The sequence below is a fragment of the Allomuricauda sp. d1 genome (genome assembly GCF_039592695.1).
Lineage (GTDB): Bacteria > Bacteroidota > Bacteroidia > Flavobacteriales > Flavobacteriaceae > Flagellimonas_A.
Genome location: NZ_JBBUTK010000003.1, coordinates 98952 through 118443 on the forward strand (window position 1 = coordinate 98952; position 19492 = coordinate 118443).

At 44.0% G+C, this 19492-nt stretch carries 13 protein-coding genes; 1 reads left to right on the top strand and 12 read right to left on the bottom strand.

Features of this window, described 5'->3' with window-relative positions; all coding sequences use genetic code 11:
* Positions 1 to 2 precede the first annotated feature (2 nt).
* From AAAH86_RS12295 to AAAH86_RS12315, 5 genes are all read right to left on the bottom strand, one after another.
* On the bottom strand, positions 3 to 1400 hold the full coding sequence (locus tag AAAH86_RS12295; RefSeq protein ID WP_343487945.1) for a TolC family protein: 1398 nt from the start codon (positions 1398 to 1400) through the stop codon (positions 3 to 5).
* Positions 1397 to 4687 (bottom strand): efflux RND transporter permease subunit, encoded by a 3291-nt coding sequence (locus AAAH86_RS12300; RefSeq protein WP_343487946.1) that lies wholly within the window; start codon positions 4685 to 4687, stop codon positions 1397 to 1399. The genes AAAH86_RS12295 and AAAH86_RS12300 overlap by 4 nt, the downstream gene beginning before the upstream one ends.
* A 1-nt stretch (position 4688) precedes the next feature.
* Positions 4689 to 5819: an HlyD family efflux transporter periplasmic adaptor subunit gene (locus tag AAAH86_RS12305; protein WP_343487947.1), complete on the bottom strand. Its 1131-nt coding sequence runs from the start codon at positions 5817 to 5819 to the stop codon at positions 4689 to 4691.
* Between the two features lie 290 nt (positions 5820 to 6109).
* Complete coding sequence (locus AAAH86_RS12310) at positions 6110 to 6994, bottom strand: hypothetical protein (protein ID WP_343487948.1); 885 nt, start codon at positions 6992 to 6994, stop codon at positions 6110 to 6112.
* 266 nt (positions 6995 to 7260) lie between these two features.
* Positions 7261 to 9174, bottom strand: a complete 1914-nt coding sequence (locus AAAH86_RS12315; RefSeq protein ID WP_343487949.1) for an ABC-F family ATP-binding cassette domain-containing protein — start codon at positions 9172 to 9174, stop codon at positions 7261 to 7263.
* A gap of 64 nt (positions 9175 to 9238) precedes the next feature.
* On the opposite strand from AAAH86_RS12315, the gene AAAH86_RS12320 reads away from it, so the two are divergent.
* On the top strand, positions 9239 to 9631 hold the full coding sequence (locus AAAH86_RS12320; RefSeq protein ID WP_343487950.1) for a DUF983 domain-containing protein: 393 nt from the start codon (positions 9239 to 9241) through the stop codon (positions 9629 to 9631).
* Here the strand turns inward: AAAH86_RS12320 and AAAH86_RS12325 are convergent.
* From AAAH86_RS12325 to topA, 7 genes are all read right to left on the bottom strand, one after another.
* Positions 9619 to 10674 (bottom strand): FAD-dependent oxidoreductase, encoded by a 1056-nt coding sequence (locus tag AAAH86_RS12325; RefSeq protein WP_343487951.1) that lies wholly within the window; start codon positions 10672 to 10674, stop codon positions 9619 to 9621. The genes AAAH86_RS12320 and AAAH86_RS12325 overlap by 13 nt on opposite strands.
* A 242-nt stretch (positions 10675 to 10916) precedes the next feature.
* Positions 10917 to 11822: a gliding motility protein GldN gene (gldN, locus tag AAAH86_RS12330; protein ID WP_343487952.1), complete on the bottom strand. Its 906-nt coding sequence runs from the start codon at positions 11820 to 11822 to the stop codon at positions 10917 to 10919.
* Between the two features lie 15 nt (positions 11823 to 11837).
* Entirely contained in the window at positions 11838 to 13409 is a 1572-nt protein-coding gene (gldM, locus tag AAAH86_RS12335) for a gliding motility protein GldM (RefSeq protein ID WP_343487953.1), read from the bottom strand.
* A 63-nt stretch (positions 13410 to 13472) separates the two neighbouring features.
* Positions 13473 to 14123, bottom strand: coding sequence for a gliding motility protein GldL (gldL, locus tag AAAH86_RS12340; RefSeq protein ID WP_343487954.1), 651 nt, complete (start codon positions 14121 to 14123; stop codon positions 13473 to 13475).
* Positions 14124 to 14195: 72 nt separating this feature from the next.
* On the bottom strand, positions 14196 to 15569 hold the full coding sequence (gene gldK / locus AAAH86_RS12345) for a gliding motility lipoprotein GldK (protein WP_343487955.1): 1374 nt from the start codon (positions 15567 to 15569) through the stop codon (positions 14196 to 14198).
* A gap of 122 nt (positions 15570 to 15691) precedes the next feature.
* A complete protein-coding gene (locus tag AAAH86_RS12350; RefSeq protein WP_343487956.1) occupies positions 15692 to 16849 on the bottom strand; it encodes a formimidoylglutamase in 1158 nt (385 codons plus the stop codon).
* Between the two features lie 73 nt (positions 16850 to 16922).
* On the bottom strand, positions 16923 to 19412 hold the full coding sequence (topA, locus tag AAAH86_RS12355) for a type I DNA topoisomerase (protein WP_343487957.1): 2490 nt from the start codon (positions 19410 to 19412) through the stop codon (positions 16923 to 16925).
* Positions 19413 to 19492 lie beyond the last annotated feature (80 nt).

Below are 19492 nucleotides of genomic sequence, written 5' to 3' on the forward strand. Positions count from 1 at the left end.
TGTTATAGTTCAACATTCAAAAGTTGCCCCGTCAACTGCAATAACTGAAGTTCGGCCAGTTTCGCAGCATATTTTGCCTGATTTTTACTGGTCTTGGCATTCAACAGATTGATTTGCGCCTGACGAAGTTCAACAGACGAAATCTGGCCCAATTTATAACGCTCGGTCGAACGCAGGTAATTGTTTGTCGCTGTCTTGACGTTCTGTTCTTGAAGTTCATAAACTTGCAGCAAGTTGAAATAGTTGCCCTTGGCATTGGCAATATCACGGCGTATCTCTTGCGCTATCTGTTCATTGAGAATCTCTTGTGACTCCAACAGTATTCGGGCGTTCTTTATCTGGGTCACGCCGCTGCCGCCATCAAATAGGTTCCATGTTAAGCTGGCCCCCAGCCCAAAATTTCTAGTATTGTTTACATTGACCCCGGGGAAAAATGGTCCAGGGGCGTTTTGGTTGAGGTTCCAGCCGTAAAAACCTGTCAGTCCCACGGTCGGCAAAAAAACCGATTTACTGGCCTTGAGCGAATAGTCGTTGATCATCGTGTTTTTCTCTGCCTGCAACATCCTCACATTGTTTTTTTCGGCCTCTTTGAGAAAATCTTCCACGAGCATGGTCTTGGTGAATGAGACCGTTGTGTCTACCGCATAAGCATTTTCAAGCTCTTGGTTCAGCACAATGTTCAAATCTCTGATGGTGTTCTTGAGCAACTGCCTTTCGTTCATCAAATTGATGCTATCGTTCACGAGGTCAACTTCGGCGTTCAGCACATCCAACTTATTGCTTTGGCCGAACTCAAAGCTGTACTCAGCACGCTTTAAACGGTCGGCGGTACTTTCATAAGTCTCCTCGAACACGTTTATATTCTCTAGAATCCGTGCCACTTCGTAATAGACCGAAAACAGTTGCAGCATGGTCGTCTCGATGGTCTCACGGGCTTGAAGCTCAGACAAATCGTACTCTTCTTTCAGTCTTTTGTAATCATAAAACCTGCCCAGACCATCAAAAAGCACGTAATCAGCAGTCAATCTGGCATTGTAACGCTGTGCTTCTGCCTTATAGAGGTCCGCATCGGGTCTCGGCACAGGGTTTCCTGTCTCGCCATCGATGACCGGATTACCATCTTCGTCTCTCAAAAATTGCCCCGGAAATTCAAAAGTGGAGTCATCGCGCTGATAACTTGCCCCAGCGCTTCCTGTTAAGCTGGGAAGAAAACCAGAATTCAAGATGCTTTGATTGTTGTCGGCGATTTCAATGTTGTTTTGGGCTATTCGTACCCCGAAATTGTTTTCCAACATCAATTTTACCGCCGTTTCTTTGGTCAGTACATTTTTTTGGGCAGTAACACCAAGCGAGCAAATGAGCACAAAAAATACGAAAGCCTCGTGATATTTTCTCGTCATATTGTATCTTCTGTTTGCGTGGATGTCGATTTGCCCATACCCATTTCAACTTTTTTGCCGTTCAAATTTTTCGCAGCATGCTCTCCGTTCATCATCTCTTCTTCATGTCGTTCTTTGATGGCACGCTCTACTTCTTCTTTGGTCACTTTTTCACCGGTCTTCAGCCACTTACTGAAAACCTTGGTATCGTTGCTGAATGAAAGGAACAATGGCAACAACAATAATGTAAGCACTGTGGCAAAACCGATACCATAGGCTATGGAGATGGCCATGGGCTTCAAAAATTGGGCTTGTCGGCTTTTCTCAAGCAATAAAGGCGCCAAACCTGCAATGGTGGTTATGGAAGTTAAAAAGATGGCCCTAAAACGCGATCTTCCCGCTTCATAGATGGCATCATCAAAACCCATCCCTTCTCGCAAATTGTTATTGAACCTTCCAATCAATACCAAACCATCGTTGACCATGATACCGATCAAAGCGATAATACCCAACATCGAGAGAATATTGACAGGAAAACCATGCAACCAATGCCCCCAGGCCACCGCTGGCAGACTGAACGGCACCAACAACAATAAAAGTAGCGGTTGACTGAAACTTCTAAACGTGAAGGCTATGGTGATGTAAATCAAAAAGAGAACCGTAAGACCGACAAAATTTAAGGAGTCAAAAAGTTTGTTCCGCTCTCGGTTCTGACCTTCGTATGATGCCGTTATGGTCGGATATTTGGATTGTATCTCTGGCATGATATCGCTTCTGATCCATGCAAGAACATCCGGCGCACTCGATGTCTCAGGATTCTTTAAATCTGCCGTGAGTTGAATTTCTCGCTGCCCATCAAGATGGTTGATGGCAACCTCGCCCCTTCCGATGGTGTAGGTGGCGATTTCACCCAGCGGCACCCTAGTGCCCGATGGTGTCAGAATGCGCATATCATCCAAATCGGAAATAGATGCCCTATTGCCCCTGTCATAGCGAACCCACACCCGAATCTCATCTTGACCACGCTGAAACCGCTGTGCCTGTACCCCAAAAAATCCTGCCCGTACTTGGTTCATTACCGTGCGCAGGTCAAGACCCAGCAAATAGGCATTTTCTTTGAGCTGCAAACGTATTTCTTTGATTCCGGCAGGGTCGTTATCGGCAATGTCCTTCAGCAGCGCATTGTTTGCCAAAGCTGTTTTTAGCTCCGCTTTCGCCGCTTTCAGTTCTTCGATATTGTTGCCCAACAGCGAAACTGAAACGGGATTACCGCCAAAATTTCCTCCTGAACCATAGACCAAACTTTCTACACCTACTACAGGGCCCATCAATTCTTCTATTCGGTTCGTCACCAAATCGGCACGAACGGCATCAGGACGCTCTTCCCCTGGGAGCAAGTTAATAACCAAGGTCGCCGAAGCAGATCCAGGACCCAGGTTCTTGATGATATTTTCAAAGAGTTGTTTGCCATTTTCGGGCGGATACTCTTTGGTAAGCTCTCTATTGGCAATCTGTGCTTTTTCTTCAATCAAACTGATGATGGAATCAGTCACCCTTTCATTGGTACCATTGGGCATCTGCAACTCGATTGAAACACGGTCACTGGCTATTCTCGGAAAGAAAGCAGTTCTGATGATGCCACCCCCAACCGAGCCAAAGGTCAACAACAGTACCATGATGAAGAACGAAAGTGTGAGCAAACGGTATTTTAATCCGAATCGTATCACAGGGCTGTAGAGTTTGTCTCGCATCCACATCATGGCCCGGTCACCCATTTTGTTGATGATCCTCAGTTTGGCAAAAACACGTGCGATTCCTGTTTTTGGGGTATCATCCTTTGGTTGCAACGCTTTTGAATGCGCCAAATGTGCCGGTAAAATAATCAAGGCCTCAACCAAAGAAACGACCAAGGTCAAAATCACGATGACCGAGACTTCCCCAAAGAAATCGCCTATCCTTCCATCCAAAAACAAGAAAATGGAAAACGCCAGAACTGTGGTTATTATGGCAGATACTATGGGCGGAATCACTTCCATCGTGCCATCTATGGCCGCTTGAATCGGTTTTTTGCCCCGTTCATAATGTTGGTAGATGTTCTCGGCAATGACAATACCGTCATCGACCAAAATTCCGATGACAATGATCATGCCGAACAATGACAGTACGTTGATGGTCACATTGAAAAAAGGTGCAAAAACGAACATGCCCAAAAATGCGATGGGAAGCCCAAAAGCCACCCAGAACGCCAGTCTTGTGTTGAGGAAGAGGGACAAGAAAATCAAGACCAAAATCATGCCCATAACGGCATTCTCAGTCAATAGCTGGGTACGCTGGGTGAGCGTGGTCGAAAAATCGGAAACCACATTCAACGCTACATTGGTATACTTTTCATTGAATTCTTCGATATAGTCTTTTACCTTTTCGGCAGAGCCTATCAAATCTTCAGTGTTGGTACTGGTGATGGTCACATTGACCGACAAATCACCATCGTAGTACGAAGCATTGGGGGTTTCAGAAAAGCGGTCCCTTATCTCGGCCACATCTCTCAACCGAACAGTACGGCCCGATGCATCAGCGTTTACCACGATATTGGCCAATTCATCGCCATAATATGATCGATTTCTTGCACGGATAAGGTATTCTTCGGCATCGGTCTTGATGTTGCCGCCCGTGACCAAAATGTTTGCATTACCCACCGCCTGCGCCACTTCAGAAAAAGAAATATTATAGGCCAATAGATCATTTTCGTCAACTGCAATCTCAATTTCTTCTTCAGGATAACCCGAAATCTCTATTTGCGAAATACCCTCTATGGCCCGTAAATCGTTCTCTATCTGTCTTCCAATCTGTTTGAGTGTGGCCAAGGAAATCTTATCGCCACTGACAGCAAAACTGATGGTCGGGCGAACTGCCTCAAGTTTTGAAACCACCAAGGGTTCCATACCTGTGGGAAAGGTCGGCACACGGTCTACGGCATTCTTGACCTCTAAGAGCATAAAATCGATATCCCTTCCCTTTTCGATTTCTACATTGATGGAACCTGTATTTTCACGGGATGTAGAGGTCACCCTATCCACACCTTGCAATCCCTTTAAATTATCCTCAATCTTCAATACCACCCCTTCTTCAATCTCTTGGGGCGAGGCACCGGGATACGTAATTGAAATCAGTATGTTTTTAGATTCCGTAAGCGGGAAAAATGAAGACTTTAAACGAAGGGCGCCAACGACACCAAATACCAAAAAGGCGATGATGATGACATTCACCGCCACATGATATTTTATAAAATAGGATATAAGTTTTCTCATCTTATTCGGCCGGCTTTTGGCCCTCTTCAAATATTTTTACCAACATGCCCGCATAGGCTCCTGAAACGGGCTTTGAAACTATGGTCGTACCATCAGGAATGTCTTCGACCACTACCTTGTCTTCACCAAAATAGACAGGTGAGACCTCGATAACATCCAAAATGGAATCACGTACCACAAAAATGGATTCATTATCTACCAGCAACGACCTGTCAATTTCGATGGCGTTCGATGCCTCTTTGGCCTGTAAATTGGCTTCAAGGTATTGCCCCTCTTTTAGATTTTCACCTGAGACCTCAATAAACGCCGTTACCGTTTGTGAAGCTTGGTCAACCCTACCATTCACCCGCACGACTTTGCCTTTGTACGATTTTGTTTTTTCTAGATTGGTCAACTCGACCTCTTTGCCAACTTCCAACAAATCGCCATAGGTCTTGCCCACGGCCACTTGAAGCTCATACGCACCCGTGCTGATATATTCGCCCAACTTTTGGCCTGCCCTGACCAAAGTGCCTTCGGTAACCAATGCTTCGGTCAAAATACCATTAAAAGGAGCTGTGATGGTGTATTTGGAAAGGCGCTGCTCTAAATTCTTTACGTTATAGTAACTGGTGAGAATGCCCCGTCCCGAAATGAAAAACTTCTCTTTTTCGCTTTCAATTTCAGGAAGCTTAGGGGTGGTCTTGTCCAAATCAAAACTGTTGAGATATTGCTGCCATTTGGGAAAATACTCAGGATAATCCAACTGAAGATCGGGCATAATCGAAGTAATCAGGTTGAACAGATTGCTTTTGGCCGATTGTACACTGGCATAGTATTCTGAGGCATCGATACGAATCAAGGTCTGACCTGCACGATATTCCTGTCCAGCTTTGAAAAGCTTGCTCCCCGGTCTAAAAACACCTTGCACCTCAGCAAAAAGCTCAACCCTACGTTTGGCCACCAGATTTCCGTTGGCCGACACCATGATAGGCACCGTTTGATTCTCAACAGTATCGACAAAAACAGTCTTAATGACCTTTTGGGCCTTAGGCCTGCGGTCTTTTTTACTGTTGACGATCCATCGAGAGATGAAAAATGAGCCGCCAATGATTACCACACCGGCTAAAATGGATAGAATTACCTTGCGCATTAACAGTTGGTTTAGTTTTGCAAAGCTATTCTCTAGGCTTTTTGAAGGTGGTTAAAGAATTCATAAATGTTAAAAGAGAATAAATCCCGAATACCACTATGGAATCCTAGATACAGAAAGAAATCAGATTAGCTTTTGTGTAATGATGTATTAGACCCCCGACGCTTTCGTTCGGGGTTCGTTCGACCATCAAAATTCAATGCTATGTCTGCGACAGATTTTGAAATTCGGGTCTAACGAAAAAGGGGATGCAAAAGCATCCCCAACCAAACAAACTAAAGTATAACTAACTACTCATTTTCATCAACGTCTTCAAACTTGGTATCGGCCATTCTGGTAGTGTCGAACTTAATTTCACCAAACTCTTGAAACGGTCTTTCATCGGTGTCAAAAACCAAGAACTGGTCTTTATTGATGGCATCCAAACCTTTAAATGAATTGAAGCGGTTATTTTGTATTTGTAGGATTTTCAAGCTTTCCATTTGGGCAAACTCCATAGGAATCTCACCTGCCAGTTCGTTGTTGGCCAAAACCAATTCTTTGAGCTTTGTCAATTGGCCCATCTCTTTGGGAATATCACCTTCCAATGCATTCTCAAAAAGGCCCAAAGTCTCAAGGTTTGATAGTTTACCAATGGATTCGGGAATGATTCCCTTCAAATTGTTGCTTGACAGATTCAATATCTTCAATGTTTCAATCTCACCAAAACTTTCTGGTATCGGTCCGCTCAAAAAATTATTGAATACCGAGAACTCCTCCAGTCGTGATAGATTGCCAATCGCTGTCGGCAATGAGCCTTTGATTCGGTTCATTTCCAATTTGAATACCTTTAAACTTTTCAGCTTGACAATATTCTTGGGCAGTTCGCCCGTAAGATTGTTGAATGCCAAGTTGAGCTCTACCAAATGGCCAAGGTTGCCGATACTTTCTGGCAAAGAGCCTACAAGGTTGTTCGCAAAAAGATTGATTCGGATGACGTGGCCATCTTCGACCTCCAACCCTTTCCATGTGGATATGGGCTTATCAAAATCCCATGTGGTTTTCCATTCTTTTCCATTGGTGCTTTGAAATAGGTCTATCAACGCGTCACGTTCGGTAGAGACCAGTTCTTCATCAGCAAAAACTGATACAGCGCCTGTGATAAACAATGTAGCAAAAAGTATTAATCCTTTCATCAGATATTGAGTTATTAAGAATTTACTTACAAATATACGTTTATTCTTCTTTAAGCTACAAAGAAATTAGATGTACTGCATGCGATTGTTGTGAAAACAGGCTTTGGTGTGGCAAAATCTTTAAAAAGTGTTGTGAAATAGGTGTTTTGCTTGATAATAGAGATTTAAATGCTCCAATCCCGATAGCTCCAGATAGCTATCGGGACGGGAATGTCAAAATCTATGGTCAGGTTTTTTAATGCTTTGCGGGCTTTCCCCGAAGTAATCTACTTATTTTCAATTGTTTCTGCAAGATTTTCCCATTCTTTCATAAGTGCCTGCAATTGTTGCTTTTTTTTCTGATAATTATCAAAAAAATCAGGTTTTGATATCGTCTCGTCGTAGTTCATCAATAATTGATGGTCAATTTCAGCAATTTCAGTCTCGAGACTCGAAATTTCTTTCTCCAAAGTGCTCAACCTGTTCTTTAACGATTTGAGTTTTTTCTGTTTTTGATAGTCTTCGGCCCCACTTGATTTTTCTTCTTTGTGATTTTTTTCAGTGCCATTTCCCATTTCTATGCCACGAAAATCCACCGCTTTGCGTTGGTCCAAATAAAAATCGATATCGCCCAAATACTCTTTTATCCTTTTATCGCTGAACTCATAGACCCTATCGGTCAGCCCTTGGAGAAAATCACGATCATGTGATACCAATATCAGAGTACCTTCAAAATTTTGCAAGGCCTGTTTGAGCACTTGTTTTGAGGCCATATCAAGATGGTTGGTGGGCTCATCCATTACCAATACATTGAACGGCTGCAACAAGAGTTTGGCCAATGCCAGACGATTGCGCTCACCACCAGAAAGTACCTTGACCTGTTTTTCAACCTCGTCACCACTGAAGAGAAAAGCGCCTAAAATATCACGCACCTTGCTGCGGTTGCTCTCGTTGGCAGCATCTATCATGGTTTCTAGAATGGTTTTGCCACCGTCAAGATATTCTGCTTGGTTCTGTGCAAAGTAGCCCAGCTGCACATTGTGGCCCAACGCTACTTTGCCTGAATGATCAATTTCACCGACGATGATTTTAGCCAGCGTGGTCTTACCCTGACCGTTTTGACCGACAAAAGCCGTTTTGCTCCCCCTGTCCAATAACAAGTCAATGTGCTCTAAAACCTGCTTTTTTCCATAGTTTTTTGAAACGTCTTTCATTTTCAGCACCACTTTGCCCGGAGTGATGGAGGTGGAAAAACGAACGTTCATCACCTCAGTATCCGTTTCGTCGACTTCAATGCGATCCAATTTGTCCAATTTCTTGATCAGCGACTGGGCCATGGATGCCTTTGATGCTTTTGCGCGGAACTTTTCAATCAATTTCTCGGTCTGCTCTATCTGTTTCTCTTGGTTCTTTTTGGCATTCTTTTGCTGCTCGATGATCTCGGCCCTTAATTCCAAATATTTTGAGTAGGGTTTCTTGTAGTCATAGATGCGCCCCAAAGAGATTTCAACCGTGCGGTTGGTGACGTTGTCTAAAAACATCCTATCGTGTGATACAATGACGATCGCACCGGCATAGTTCTTTAAAAATTGTTCTAACCAGATAATGGATTCAATATCCAAGTGGTTGGTCGGCTCATCCAATAAGAGCACATCATTGTTCTGCAAAAGTAGTTTGGCGAGTTCGATGCGCATGCGCCACCCGCCGGAAAAGGTATCGGTAGGTTTGTTGAAATCTTCCCTTTTGAAGCCCAGACCCAATAATATCTTTTCGGTTTCGCCCTCGTAATGATAGCCCCCCAGAATCTCATAGCGATGGGTGAGTTCATTCAAATCGACCATCAACTGGTTATAGCCTTCACTTTCGTAGTCAGTTCGTTCAGCGAGCTGTGTGTTGATATGTTCAAGTTTTTGCTCAACTTCTTTTATCGCCGCAAACGCTTGGTAGCTTTCTTCTAAAACTGACCGGCCCTGTTCAAAATCGATGTCCTGTTTCAGAAAACCAATTTCCACTTCTTTTTCAAGGGCAATATTGCCAGAATCACTATCAAGCTCTTGCGCCAAGATCTTCAGAAGTGTCGATTTACCGGCACCGTTCTTACCGATCAGCCCCACCTTGTCACCTGCATTCAATTGCAGGCTGATGTCTTCAAATAATATTTCGCCGCCAAAAGAAACCGAAAGGCTGTGTACGTTTAACATCTATGTAATCTTGGTTACAAATCGTGAGGGCCTGATTTCGTAACTTTGCCCCAAAGATTTGCAAATGTTAAAAAAAGGGAATAAACTCTACAGTATTTTAACAGGAAGTTGTCCGCGTTGCCACGAGACCAGCATGTACCAACAAAAGAATCCGTATGTGATTTCTGAGCTTTTTAAAATGCACGAAACCTGCGCCAATTGCGGATTGAAATATAAAATGGAGCCCTCTTTTTTCTATGGGGCCATGTACGTGAGCTATGCAGTGGGCGTGGCCTTTGCCGTAGCGGCTTTTATCATATCCTTTTTCTTTTTTGGGGCAGACTTGATTGAGGTCTTTATATCCATTGTGGCCACTTTGGTCGTGTTCTTGCCCGTCATCATTCGATTGTCTCGAAATATCTGGATCAACTTTTTCGTGAAATACGAGCCCAAAAAAATGTCGAGTCAGGCTTCTTGATATTTTGATGTGAAACGATTGCTGTTCATTTCCTGATGTACCGTTCCGTTGTTTTCAACAGCTTCATACAGTTGGTGGGATGCATAGGGTGCTATGAGAACTCCCCTCGAACCAAATCCGTTGAGAACGAACAAGTTTTTGTGTTCTGGATGCCGCCCCACCAAAGGTCTCCTATCCGTTACTGTTGGTCGTACCCCAGCAACATGGTCAATCACCTCAAAATCACATTTTAGAAAAGTCCGCAGTTTTTTTAGCAATTCTTCTTTGGCTTCTTCAGTGGGCTTATTGGTCTTGTCTTTCCATTTATGTGTAGCTCCGATTCTGTACTGGTCATCACCAAGCGGAATGATAAATACCGAGGATTTTATGACGCTCATTTCTTTTAGTTTCGGCGCTTTGATGGTCAGCAATTCCCCTTTTGTACCGTTTAGCGGCAGGTAGTCAAAAAAGGGGTTGTGCTTTAGCCCGAAGCCTTCTGCAAAGACCACTCTCTTTGCCTTTATCGCCTTGTAGTCAACACCATCTTCATTGATTTTTAAGGTTTGGTGATCAAACCTTTCTTCCACCAGTTTTTCTTCTTGCAACAATAACTTTCTATACACAGTTAGTAATCTTTGGGTATCTATTCTTCCTGTTTCAAGCACTTCTCCAAATCCGAATGGCGCATCTAAGGATGAATTTTTATTGGGATGGATTTTGGTGGAAAGGAATCGCCTCAAACCTTGTTTGTCAGCCGCCTCAAACCAACCATTTTGTTCTTCGATGGATGCAAACCGTCGCAGTATGCGCACTTTGAAATCCAGTTTGACGTTAAATTGTCTTTCAAGCTCGGTATAAAACGGAAGCGCCACGTCAAGCTGCTCGTCGGCCTTCCATGCGAGGGTAAAGCGTTTCAGAATCACCGGATTGTACAGGCCGCCGGCCACCAAACTGGCCTGCTGTGAAGTGTCAGAAATCACCTTGAATGATTTACTGTTCTTGCGAAGCGTTTCGCTAAAGCAGGTGCCTGCCAATCCCAATCCGACTATGAGGTAATCCAACATAAGACAAATGTAAGTCGTATCGTGAAAACACCCCTAACCCTTCGACTGCGCTCAGGGTGACAATCCAACAATCAAATAATCGAGCATGGGGCAAAAGTAGAGATTTGTGTAGCATTGTTGATACCATCGAGCCTTTTATAAATTCAACGGATTGCTTCGCACTGCTCGCAATTACTACTAAAAAAAGCGTCCTGGTGTTGCCACCGGGACGCTTGTCTTATTGAATTGGAAATTGAATAGGCTTAATACGCCCACATATCTTGTTCCCTATCGCGAATATGCTCTTTGATGCGATTCGCTTCCAACAACTGGAAAAGGGCATTGTCAAAAATGTAATCATCGATTTCACGGTCACCGTGAACATTCTCCTCTTTATAGATGACACCGTTGAACCTTCGTGCATTCAACAACATATCAAATGATATGGGCCGTGCAGAATTTTCTTGGTTGTACACCTTGGCATCATGTAGAATCTGCCTGGCACTAGGGTACCATACCCAAAACAATTCTACCTTGTTTTCGCCTGGGTCTACCGATTCGTCATCAATAAAGTTGACATCTGGCGCCACTGGTGCAATACCTATCAAACGGTATTTCAATTCACCTTGGCGTTTGTCAAAGTACCAAATACCTTTAACTCGGTACTCTTCAATGTCGGCAGCAGAAATATCCCTACGGTTAATGAATTCTTCAGAGATTTGCTCACCGGCATTGTACTGCTCATACCCAAGGTCAGTGGTATCGACTTTTTGAAGGGTCGCCTCCAAATCATCCAGACCGCCCAACTTTTCGGTAAAATATGAGTCTGTGTACACATCGGTCAACTTGCCATTTCTGATGTTCTTCATCAACACATGGTAGAGCGATCGCCTATCGGCACCAATACCGATGGTATCGGTAGGATAGTACAACGGAAAGTTGACACGCTCATCAAGGTCGACGATTTCCCATACGGTCTTTGACCAGAGAATATCCCTGTCGTCAACATAACCATAATCCAAGGGTTTGTCATCATCCATGGCTTTTTGGGCTTCGGTCTTAAGGCCAACCTCTTCAGGCTTCTTGGCATTCAAAATGTTTGCCTGTGCCGCCAAAGAAATGGGCAAAAAGCTCAAAGCCGCTACTAGAATTACATTTTTCCAATTCATGATCATCGTATACTATTAGTTTGTAAGCTCTACCACCACAGGAGATACCTTTTTCAACTTGTAGCTCTTGTTGTTGGTGATGTACGCTTTGATATCAAATATTTGAACCGCATCGCCTCTTCTGGCCCTCTTCAGCGCAGACTTGGCGCGAGAATCAAGTTTACCGCCATTGACATTGACCGTAGGCTGACCCGGTACTTTGAACTTAAAACCGCTAACTGCAAGGTTCAGGTCAAAGTCAAAGTCTTCCAACATGGCGCCAATGGTAGAAATCTCAAGGTTTCTTCTAGGCATTTTCACACTACCGGCCTCACCACGAATGGTACCAGCTGGTCGTGGAATGTCTTTGATACGGAATGTCGCAGGAGTGCTGATTCGAGTTCCATCTGGCAATACACCAGAGGCATTGATGGTAACTTCTCTACCCGTACCAGGATTCATGATGTATTTGCTACCACTTCTTTTGCTCAAACCAGGAGCAGAAGCTGTAACCTTGTTATCAGGAATACCAGGAATGGATATCGTCATTGGGTTAGAAACCCCTCTATATACCACATTCATCTTATCAGCAGCAATAACGGCCGAGTTTGGCTTGTTGATGGTAGAGAACGTATTGTTCACATCAACAGGAACTTCGTTACCATCTTGCATGTATGTCAACTGACCTTTCAACTCGTGGTCGCCAGCAGCACCGGCATTGACCAATAGCTTAACACCACCAGCCTCTAACTGGTAATCCTTGCCCTCGGTCAATTTTCTACCGTCAAGGGTCAAATCAGCCTTCACAGGCTTCGACGTTTTGTCGGTCTTACCAAGAACCAATCCGCCTTTGAACTGCTCACCAGCATAGAAGACTGATTTTTCAGTATCCAACAGAGTTGAGAAGTTTTTCAAAGAAACGGCAGCGGTCAGGTTGCCTTCCAACAATCCTTTCAAGACCTCTTGCTCAGATGCCTTAACATCGGCCTGCAAAGCAGAGATTTTGGTCAAAGAGGCTACCATGGGGTATCCTTCATAGTTGTAGTTCATCCAATCAACCTTGACACCATCTCTGATGCGGGTCACTTGTCCGTTTTCATCACCAGTCTCAAAACGGGTCTTTACCGATCCTTTCACATCATCCATATTTGCAGGGATGACCTGAAGCATTTTTTCTCGATAATTCTCCAAATTTGACAAGAACTCTTCTCCTTGCGGCGACAATTTATCCCCTTGGAAAAACTTCTGGTCTAAAAAGTCAGACTTATCCATTACAACATAGTTGTTGGGGTCTTCTTGATCTGCCAACATTTCGTCTTTGAGATTTGACAGATAGTCATAATACTCGTTCGAAAGTTGTTTTACTTCTTGCGCTTTTTGAAAGAGCGGACCATACTTCAGCTTATCTTCTGAAGCTTTGGTTTCAAGCCCCTCAAAATAGTCAGCGTTGTTTGCAGTCAATTTTTCGTTAGAAGCTTCAAACTTTTCGTTCATCAAACCGAACGCAGCAAGAACTTCTTTGCTCATATTCAAAGCCAACATCGCGATGAAGATCAAATACATAAGATTGATCATCTTCTGACGTGGTGTTTGTTTTCCTGATGCCATGTTTTCTAATTAGAATTAATTAATCTGATTTGGGTTTTTCGTCGATTTTATTGGTAATTCCAATTAGTTTTTAGACATGGCAGATAGCATACCACCGTATACTCCGTTCAATGAAGAAAGGTTAGATGCCAAAGACTCCATTTGGTCTTTCAACGCACCTGCATTCTGCACCACTTCTTCGTTGATTGAAGCTTGACGGCTTGCACTTTCCAATTGAACTTTGTACAAGCTGTTCAAAGACTCCATTTGGGCGGCAGCGTGTGACAATTCTTCAGAGTATTTTTTGGTATGCTGGATTGCATCAGTAGTAGGGGCAATGCTTTTGGCAGCACCTTCAAAATTCTTGATGCTATCACCCAAGCTAGTGAACAATTGAGAATCAATGTTCGCCTCTTTTAAAAGATCATCCAATTTTCTTGAAAGGATACCTTCAGCTTCTTTGGCTTGCTTGGCCTCATTTTTGTTTCCTTTAGATTGACCGTTGGCCAATTCAGGATATACCAAAGACCAATCGTACTCGTCGTCTACTGGTTCAAATGCTGAAATCGCAAAAATAAGTGCTTCGGTAATCAAACCGACCGCTAGAAGCAGACCGCCTGTAAGGGGACCAAACTCCCAATGAAGGATCTTGAACAATGCACCGATGATTACCACCGACGCACCAAGGCCATAGGCCATGTTAAACAGTTTTTTTGTTGATTTTGACTGTGCCATAATTTTAGTTTTAATTAAGTATATAAATAAGTATTTGGTTACTGGGTTTGTATAGTGTTCTCAAATAAAAATTTATAATCCATTTCCGTTGGTGGAATCTTCCTCGCCCATATAATCTTGAACGGTTCTGAATCCGATATAGCTTCTGGCTGAATCTCTGTATTCATAATCGCGTGTACTCACCTGAAGGAAGTATGCAACGTCTTTCCAAGATCCACCCCTAATCACTTTTCTTTCATTTTGGCCAGACCCTGCATTCGGGTTCATGGTCGATACAAATTCATAGGCGTTCGGGTTGTAGCTAGAGTTTGTCCACTCTGATACATTGCCCGCCATATTGTACAAGTTGAAATCGTTGGGTTCGTAAGATTTGGCCTCTACCGTGTACAAAGCGGCATCAGCTGCATAGTCACCTCGTTGTGGCTTGAAATTGGCCATGAAACAACCTGTGTCGCTGATCACATAAGGACCACCCCATGGGTACGTGCCCCCTTCGATACCGCCACGGGCCGCATATTCCCACTCGGCTTCAGTTGGCAACCTGAACTGGTTGACGAACTGCCTGCCACGACTCTTTTGGTCATCGTTCTTGAACTTGGTTCTCCAATTACAGAAAGCCTTGGCCTGCATCCAGTTCACACCCACGACCGGATAATCACTGTAGGCATCGTGCCAGAAGTAATCGTTGTGCATGGGCTCGTTGTACGAATATTCAAAATCGCGGATCCAAACTGTGGTGTCCGGATAGATTTCCAGTTCTTCTTGACGGATGAAGTCGCTACGCTTGCCTGATTTGGCTCGGGCCGCTGCTTCAATATCCATCCAATTGTATTTGTACTTCAATTTGGTGACATCAATGGTACGTTGCCCATTGTACGCTTCTTCTTCGGGTAGGTAGATTGAATCCATGACTTCTGCATAGTATTCATCTGGATAGTCTCCAGTATCCCACACCAAATCAACATCTTTGTCCAACGGCTGGCTTTCGTAATAGTCACCTTCAAGACCGGCATAATTGTCAATCATGTACTTTTCATAGACTGAAATTTTTGAAGTGTCGGCACTCTTGAATGCGTACTCTCCAATACCTTCATCTTCAGGACCAAGACCCAATTCATCGGCCAAGATGGCCAATTTGGTTCTTACGATAGAATCTTTGACCCACTCAACAAACTGACGGTACTCACTGTTGGTGATTTCGGTATCATCCATATAAAATGAACGCACCGTGACCGTTTTGGTCGGAGCATTGAGCACTTTCGCTTGGTCTTCATCGGCTTTACCCATGACAAACGCACCTCTAGGAATCAATTCCATTCCGTAGGGCTTCTCAGGATACCACTTTTTTCCTTTGACACCCACCAATTCGCCTTTCGATTTTGACTTCGAACCACAACTGGCAAGCAAAAAAACTAGGACTATGGATGACAACAATAGCTTTCTCATAGTTTAGGTTAAATTATTTCGATTTAAGATTAAAATTGCTTTCGACAATTTTCGCTAATTCCATAACAGGATTTTGAACGAATTATTGTGCCGTAGCAACTTACTGTCAAAAAAATTTTAAATTAATTGAGCCCTTTCTTGTAGGCCTTTAACCACCGTTCAGGAATTATTTGATTGCAAGCATCCAGATAGTCCTGTTCGGTGCAAGGTAATAACGCCGCCGAATTCGTTTTAGTATGCTCGGGCAAAATTGAGGGTACCTCAACCCACCACCTTTCGGTAACATGGCTCTTGAAAAAGGTAAGTTCTTCTGTGTCGGTGGGCACCGTGAACTTGGTGAAATCCTCGTTTTTTGAATCGGGCTTTTCAGTTATTCTGTAACTGATGCCCTCAATGAAGTACCAAATCATCTGGGCGGTCAATTGAAATGAAAGCGAAGAATTTTCCATTTCATAGATTCCGAAGAGCATCACCTTGTCGCTGATACCGGCATATCTGGCGATGGTACAAATTTCACGGCCAGTGAATCCGTTGGGTGAAAAATGCTCTGACAGCCCCATCTCACTGGCGCGTATGGCACGGGCATCAAGGCTCACCAGATGCGCACTGCGCAACACAGGCTCCGCCAAGGTGATGTCATTGGCCATCTCACCAAGACGGTACGCATCAAAAAAGAGGCGCTCCATCAAATCAATTTCTTCTTGGGCATTGAAATAGCTCTGATAGCCTATGTTTGAAAAGTTGAAAAGATTATTGGGCTTGTCGGTTATCAGTCTGCTCATGTAAGAATGGGAGGATATCAACTCATCATCCTCACCAAAATCAAATCGACTATCGATTGAGACCAGATTGACCATATCAACGATATCATCAAAAGCGCGATACGTAGGAAAAGTGATGTCTTGGGTTTCACCTATTATAATAGGTATGATTTTTTCCTCTAAAAGTCCGGCAACAATTTCCTTGACCACAAAATAGGTATCCTCGACAGTATTGCCCTCTTCAATGTCGCCGATGTCAATGATGGTGGAATTCCAATTGCCCATCATCAACCGGTACAATTGCATTCGTATGGAATCAATATCGAGACGCTCTATTCTCTTTACAAAAGCATTTCGAGACTCCAGAACGCCAAAAATGGCCACCGAAGCATTGGCAAATACCGGTAGCCCTTCTTTTTTGGTATGCTTATAAATGTTTTTTCCCAAGGATTGCGGCGGTAAGAACTCGGTGAAGGCAAGGACTTTGTCTTTGACCGGAACCAAGAAATCGAATGCCATTTCAGCGTCTGTTTGAGGGGTTGCTATTTCAAAAATAGCCTATAAAACTACAATCAGGAAACTCTTTTGAAGACTATTTTTTGGCCTTCGTTTTTGACCTTGATTTACGCTTGGGCGTTTTTTGCTCTAAAAGTGCCTTGGCCTCATCCAGTGAGAGCTTTGCCGCATCAACATCTTTCGAAAGTTCTACTTTGAATTTACCTTTGATGATATTGTGCCTGCCCCATCTGGCTTTCTCAATACGGATGTTCTCTTCAGGCCACTCTTGTACCAATTTTTCTGCTTCCTTGATTTTTTTGGCCTCAATGAGTTCGATGATATCTTCTTGGGAAAGATTGTCAAAATCATACTTTTTGTTCACGTTGATGAACATGCCGTCCCACTTGATGAAGGGTCCAAAGCGACCCTTGCCCTTAGTGACTTCCTTGCCCTGGTAGGTGGCGATCGGGGCGTCGGCTTTTTGCTTTGCCTTGATCAATTCAATGGCACGGTCCATATCAACATCAAAGGCACTCTCGCCTTTGTCCAACGAGATGAATTTTTTTCCAAATCTGACATAGGGGCCGTACCGCCCGACATTCGCCTCAACCTCTTCACCTTCGTAGACCCCTAACTTGCGGGGCAACTTGAACAAGTCCATCGCTTCTTCAAAAGTTATGGTATTGATAGATTGTTCAGGCAGCAGGCTCGCGAACAGGGGTTTTTCTTCCTCTTCTACAGTACCGATCTGTACCATGGGGCCAAAACGGCCCAATCGGGCCGCTACCTGACGCCCAGTTTTTGGATCGGTGCCCAAAACGCGTTCGCCGCTGGCACGCTCTGCATTCTCTTCGACATCAACCACATTCGGATGGAAATCTTTATAAAATTCACGCATCACCTTTTGCCAGTCTTCATCACCTGTGGCAATTTCATCAAAATCTTCCTCGACTTTGGCCGTGAAATTATAATCCAAAATGTTCGAAAAATGCTCGACCAAAAAGTCATTGACGACCATACCGATATCGGTGGGCACCAATTTGCCCTTATCAGAACCGACCATTTCTGAAAGTACGACTTCATTGATGTCGCCAGAATTTAGGGTCAACTGATCATATTTTCGTTCAATGCCTTCAACAGAGCCTTTTTCAACATACCCCCTGTTCTGAATGGTCGAAATCGTCGGCGCATAAGTCGATGGCCTACCAATGCCCAGTTCTTCCAATTTCTTGACCAGAGAAGCTTCTGTGTAACGGTATGGTGGTCTGGTGAACCGTTGCGTGGCAACAATGTTCAAATTCTTCAGGGCATCGCCTATCTGCATGGCAGGCAAGATTCCCTCTTGCTCTTCGGCTTTGTCCTCATCATCCATCCCTTCTAAATACACTTTGAGAAAACCATCAAATTTGACCATTTCTCCGTTTGCGGAGAATTGATCGTCATGGCCGCTGGATTTTATCTTGACATTGGTGCGTTCCAATTCTGCATCACTCATCTGTGAGGCAAGGGTGCGTTTCCAAATCAACTCGTAGAGTTTGGCTTGGTCGCGCTCCAATGATGGCGATTGCAATTTCATATCAGTGGGGCGAATTGCCTCGTGCGCCTCTTGTGCACCTTTCGATTTGCCCTTATAGTTTCTTGTATGGCTGTAACGTTCGCCATAGTTCTCAACAATGGCCTCTTTGGCAGCGTTCAACGCTTCATTCGATAGATTGACACTGTCGGTTCTCATGTAGGTGATCAGACCGGCCTCATACAATCGTTGGGCCACCTGCATGGTACGCCCTACGGAAAAGTATAGTTTTCTTGAGGCCTCTTGCTGTAAGGTCGATGTCGTAAACGGAGCGGCGGGAGACTTTTTTGCCGGCTTTTTATCCAGGCTTGCCACCGAAAAATCAGCGCCAATATTTTTTTGCAGGAAGGATTTTGCCGCTTCCTTTGATGCAAAGGTGGTGTTCAATTTCGCGGAAAAGACCTCACCCGATGCTGTTTTGAACTCAGCCTTGATGCGATAGGAAGCCTCAGGATTGAACGCTTCAATGTCACGCTCTCGCTCTACAATCAAACGCACCGCCACTGATTGTACGCGACCGGCAGAGAGTCCGGGTTTTATTTTTTTCCAAAGTACGGGTGACAGCTCATACCCCACCAAACGATCGAGCACCCTTCTCGCCTGTTGCGCGTTGACCAAATCGTAGTTGATTTCCCGTGGGTTGTCAATGGCCTTTTGAATGGCTGATTTGGTGATGGAGTTAAAGACGATACGTTTTGTCTTGCCCTTGTCCAAATCCAACGATTCTGCCAAATGCCACGAGATGGCCTCCCCTTCTCGGTCTTCATCACTTGCCAGCCAAACGGTATCTGCCTTTTTGGCCAGGTCTTTTAACTTTTTGACCAAGGGTTTCTTGTCTTTGTCAACGATATATTTTGGTTTGAAATCATTGTCTACATCTACCCCCAATTCTTTGGAAGGCAAATCAGCAATGTGACCAAAACTGGATTCTACCTGATAGTCGTTTCCTAAAAAACGCTCAATGGTCTTTGCCTTTGCAGGCGACTCAACTATGACAAGATTTTTGGGCATACGGTCGGATTTTTACAGGCACAAAAGTATGTGAAAAATTTTATTCACATCTTTTCCACAATATTAAGAATGCAAAATGC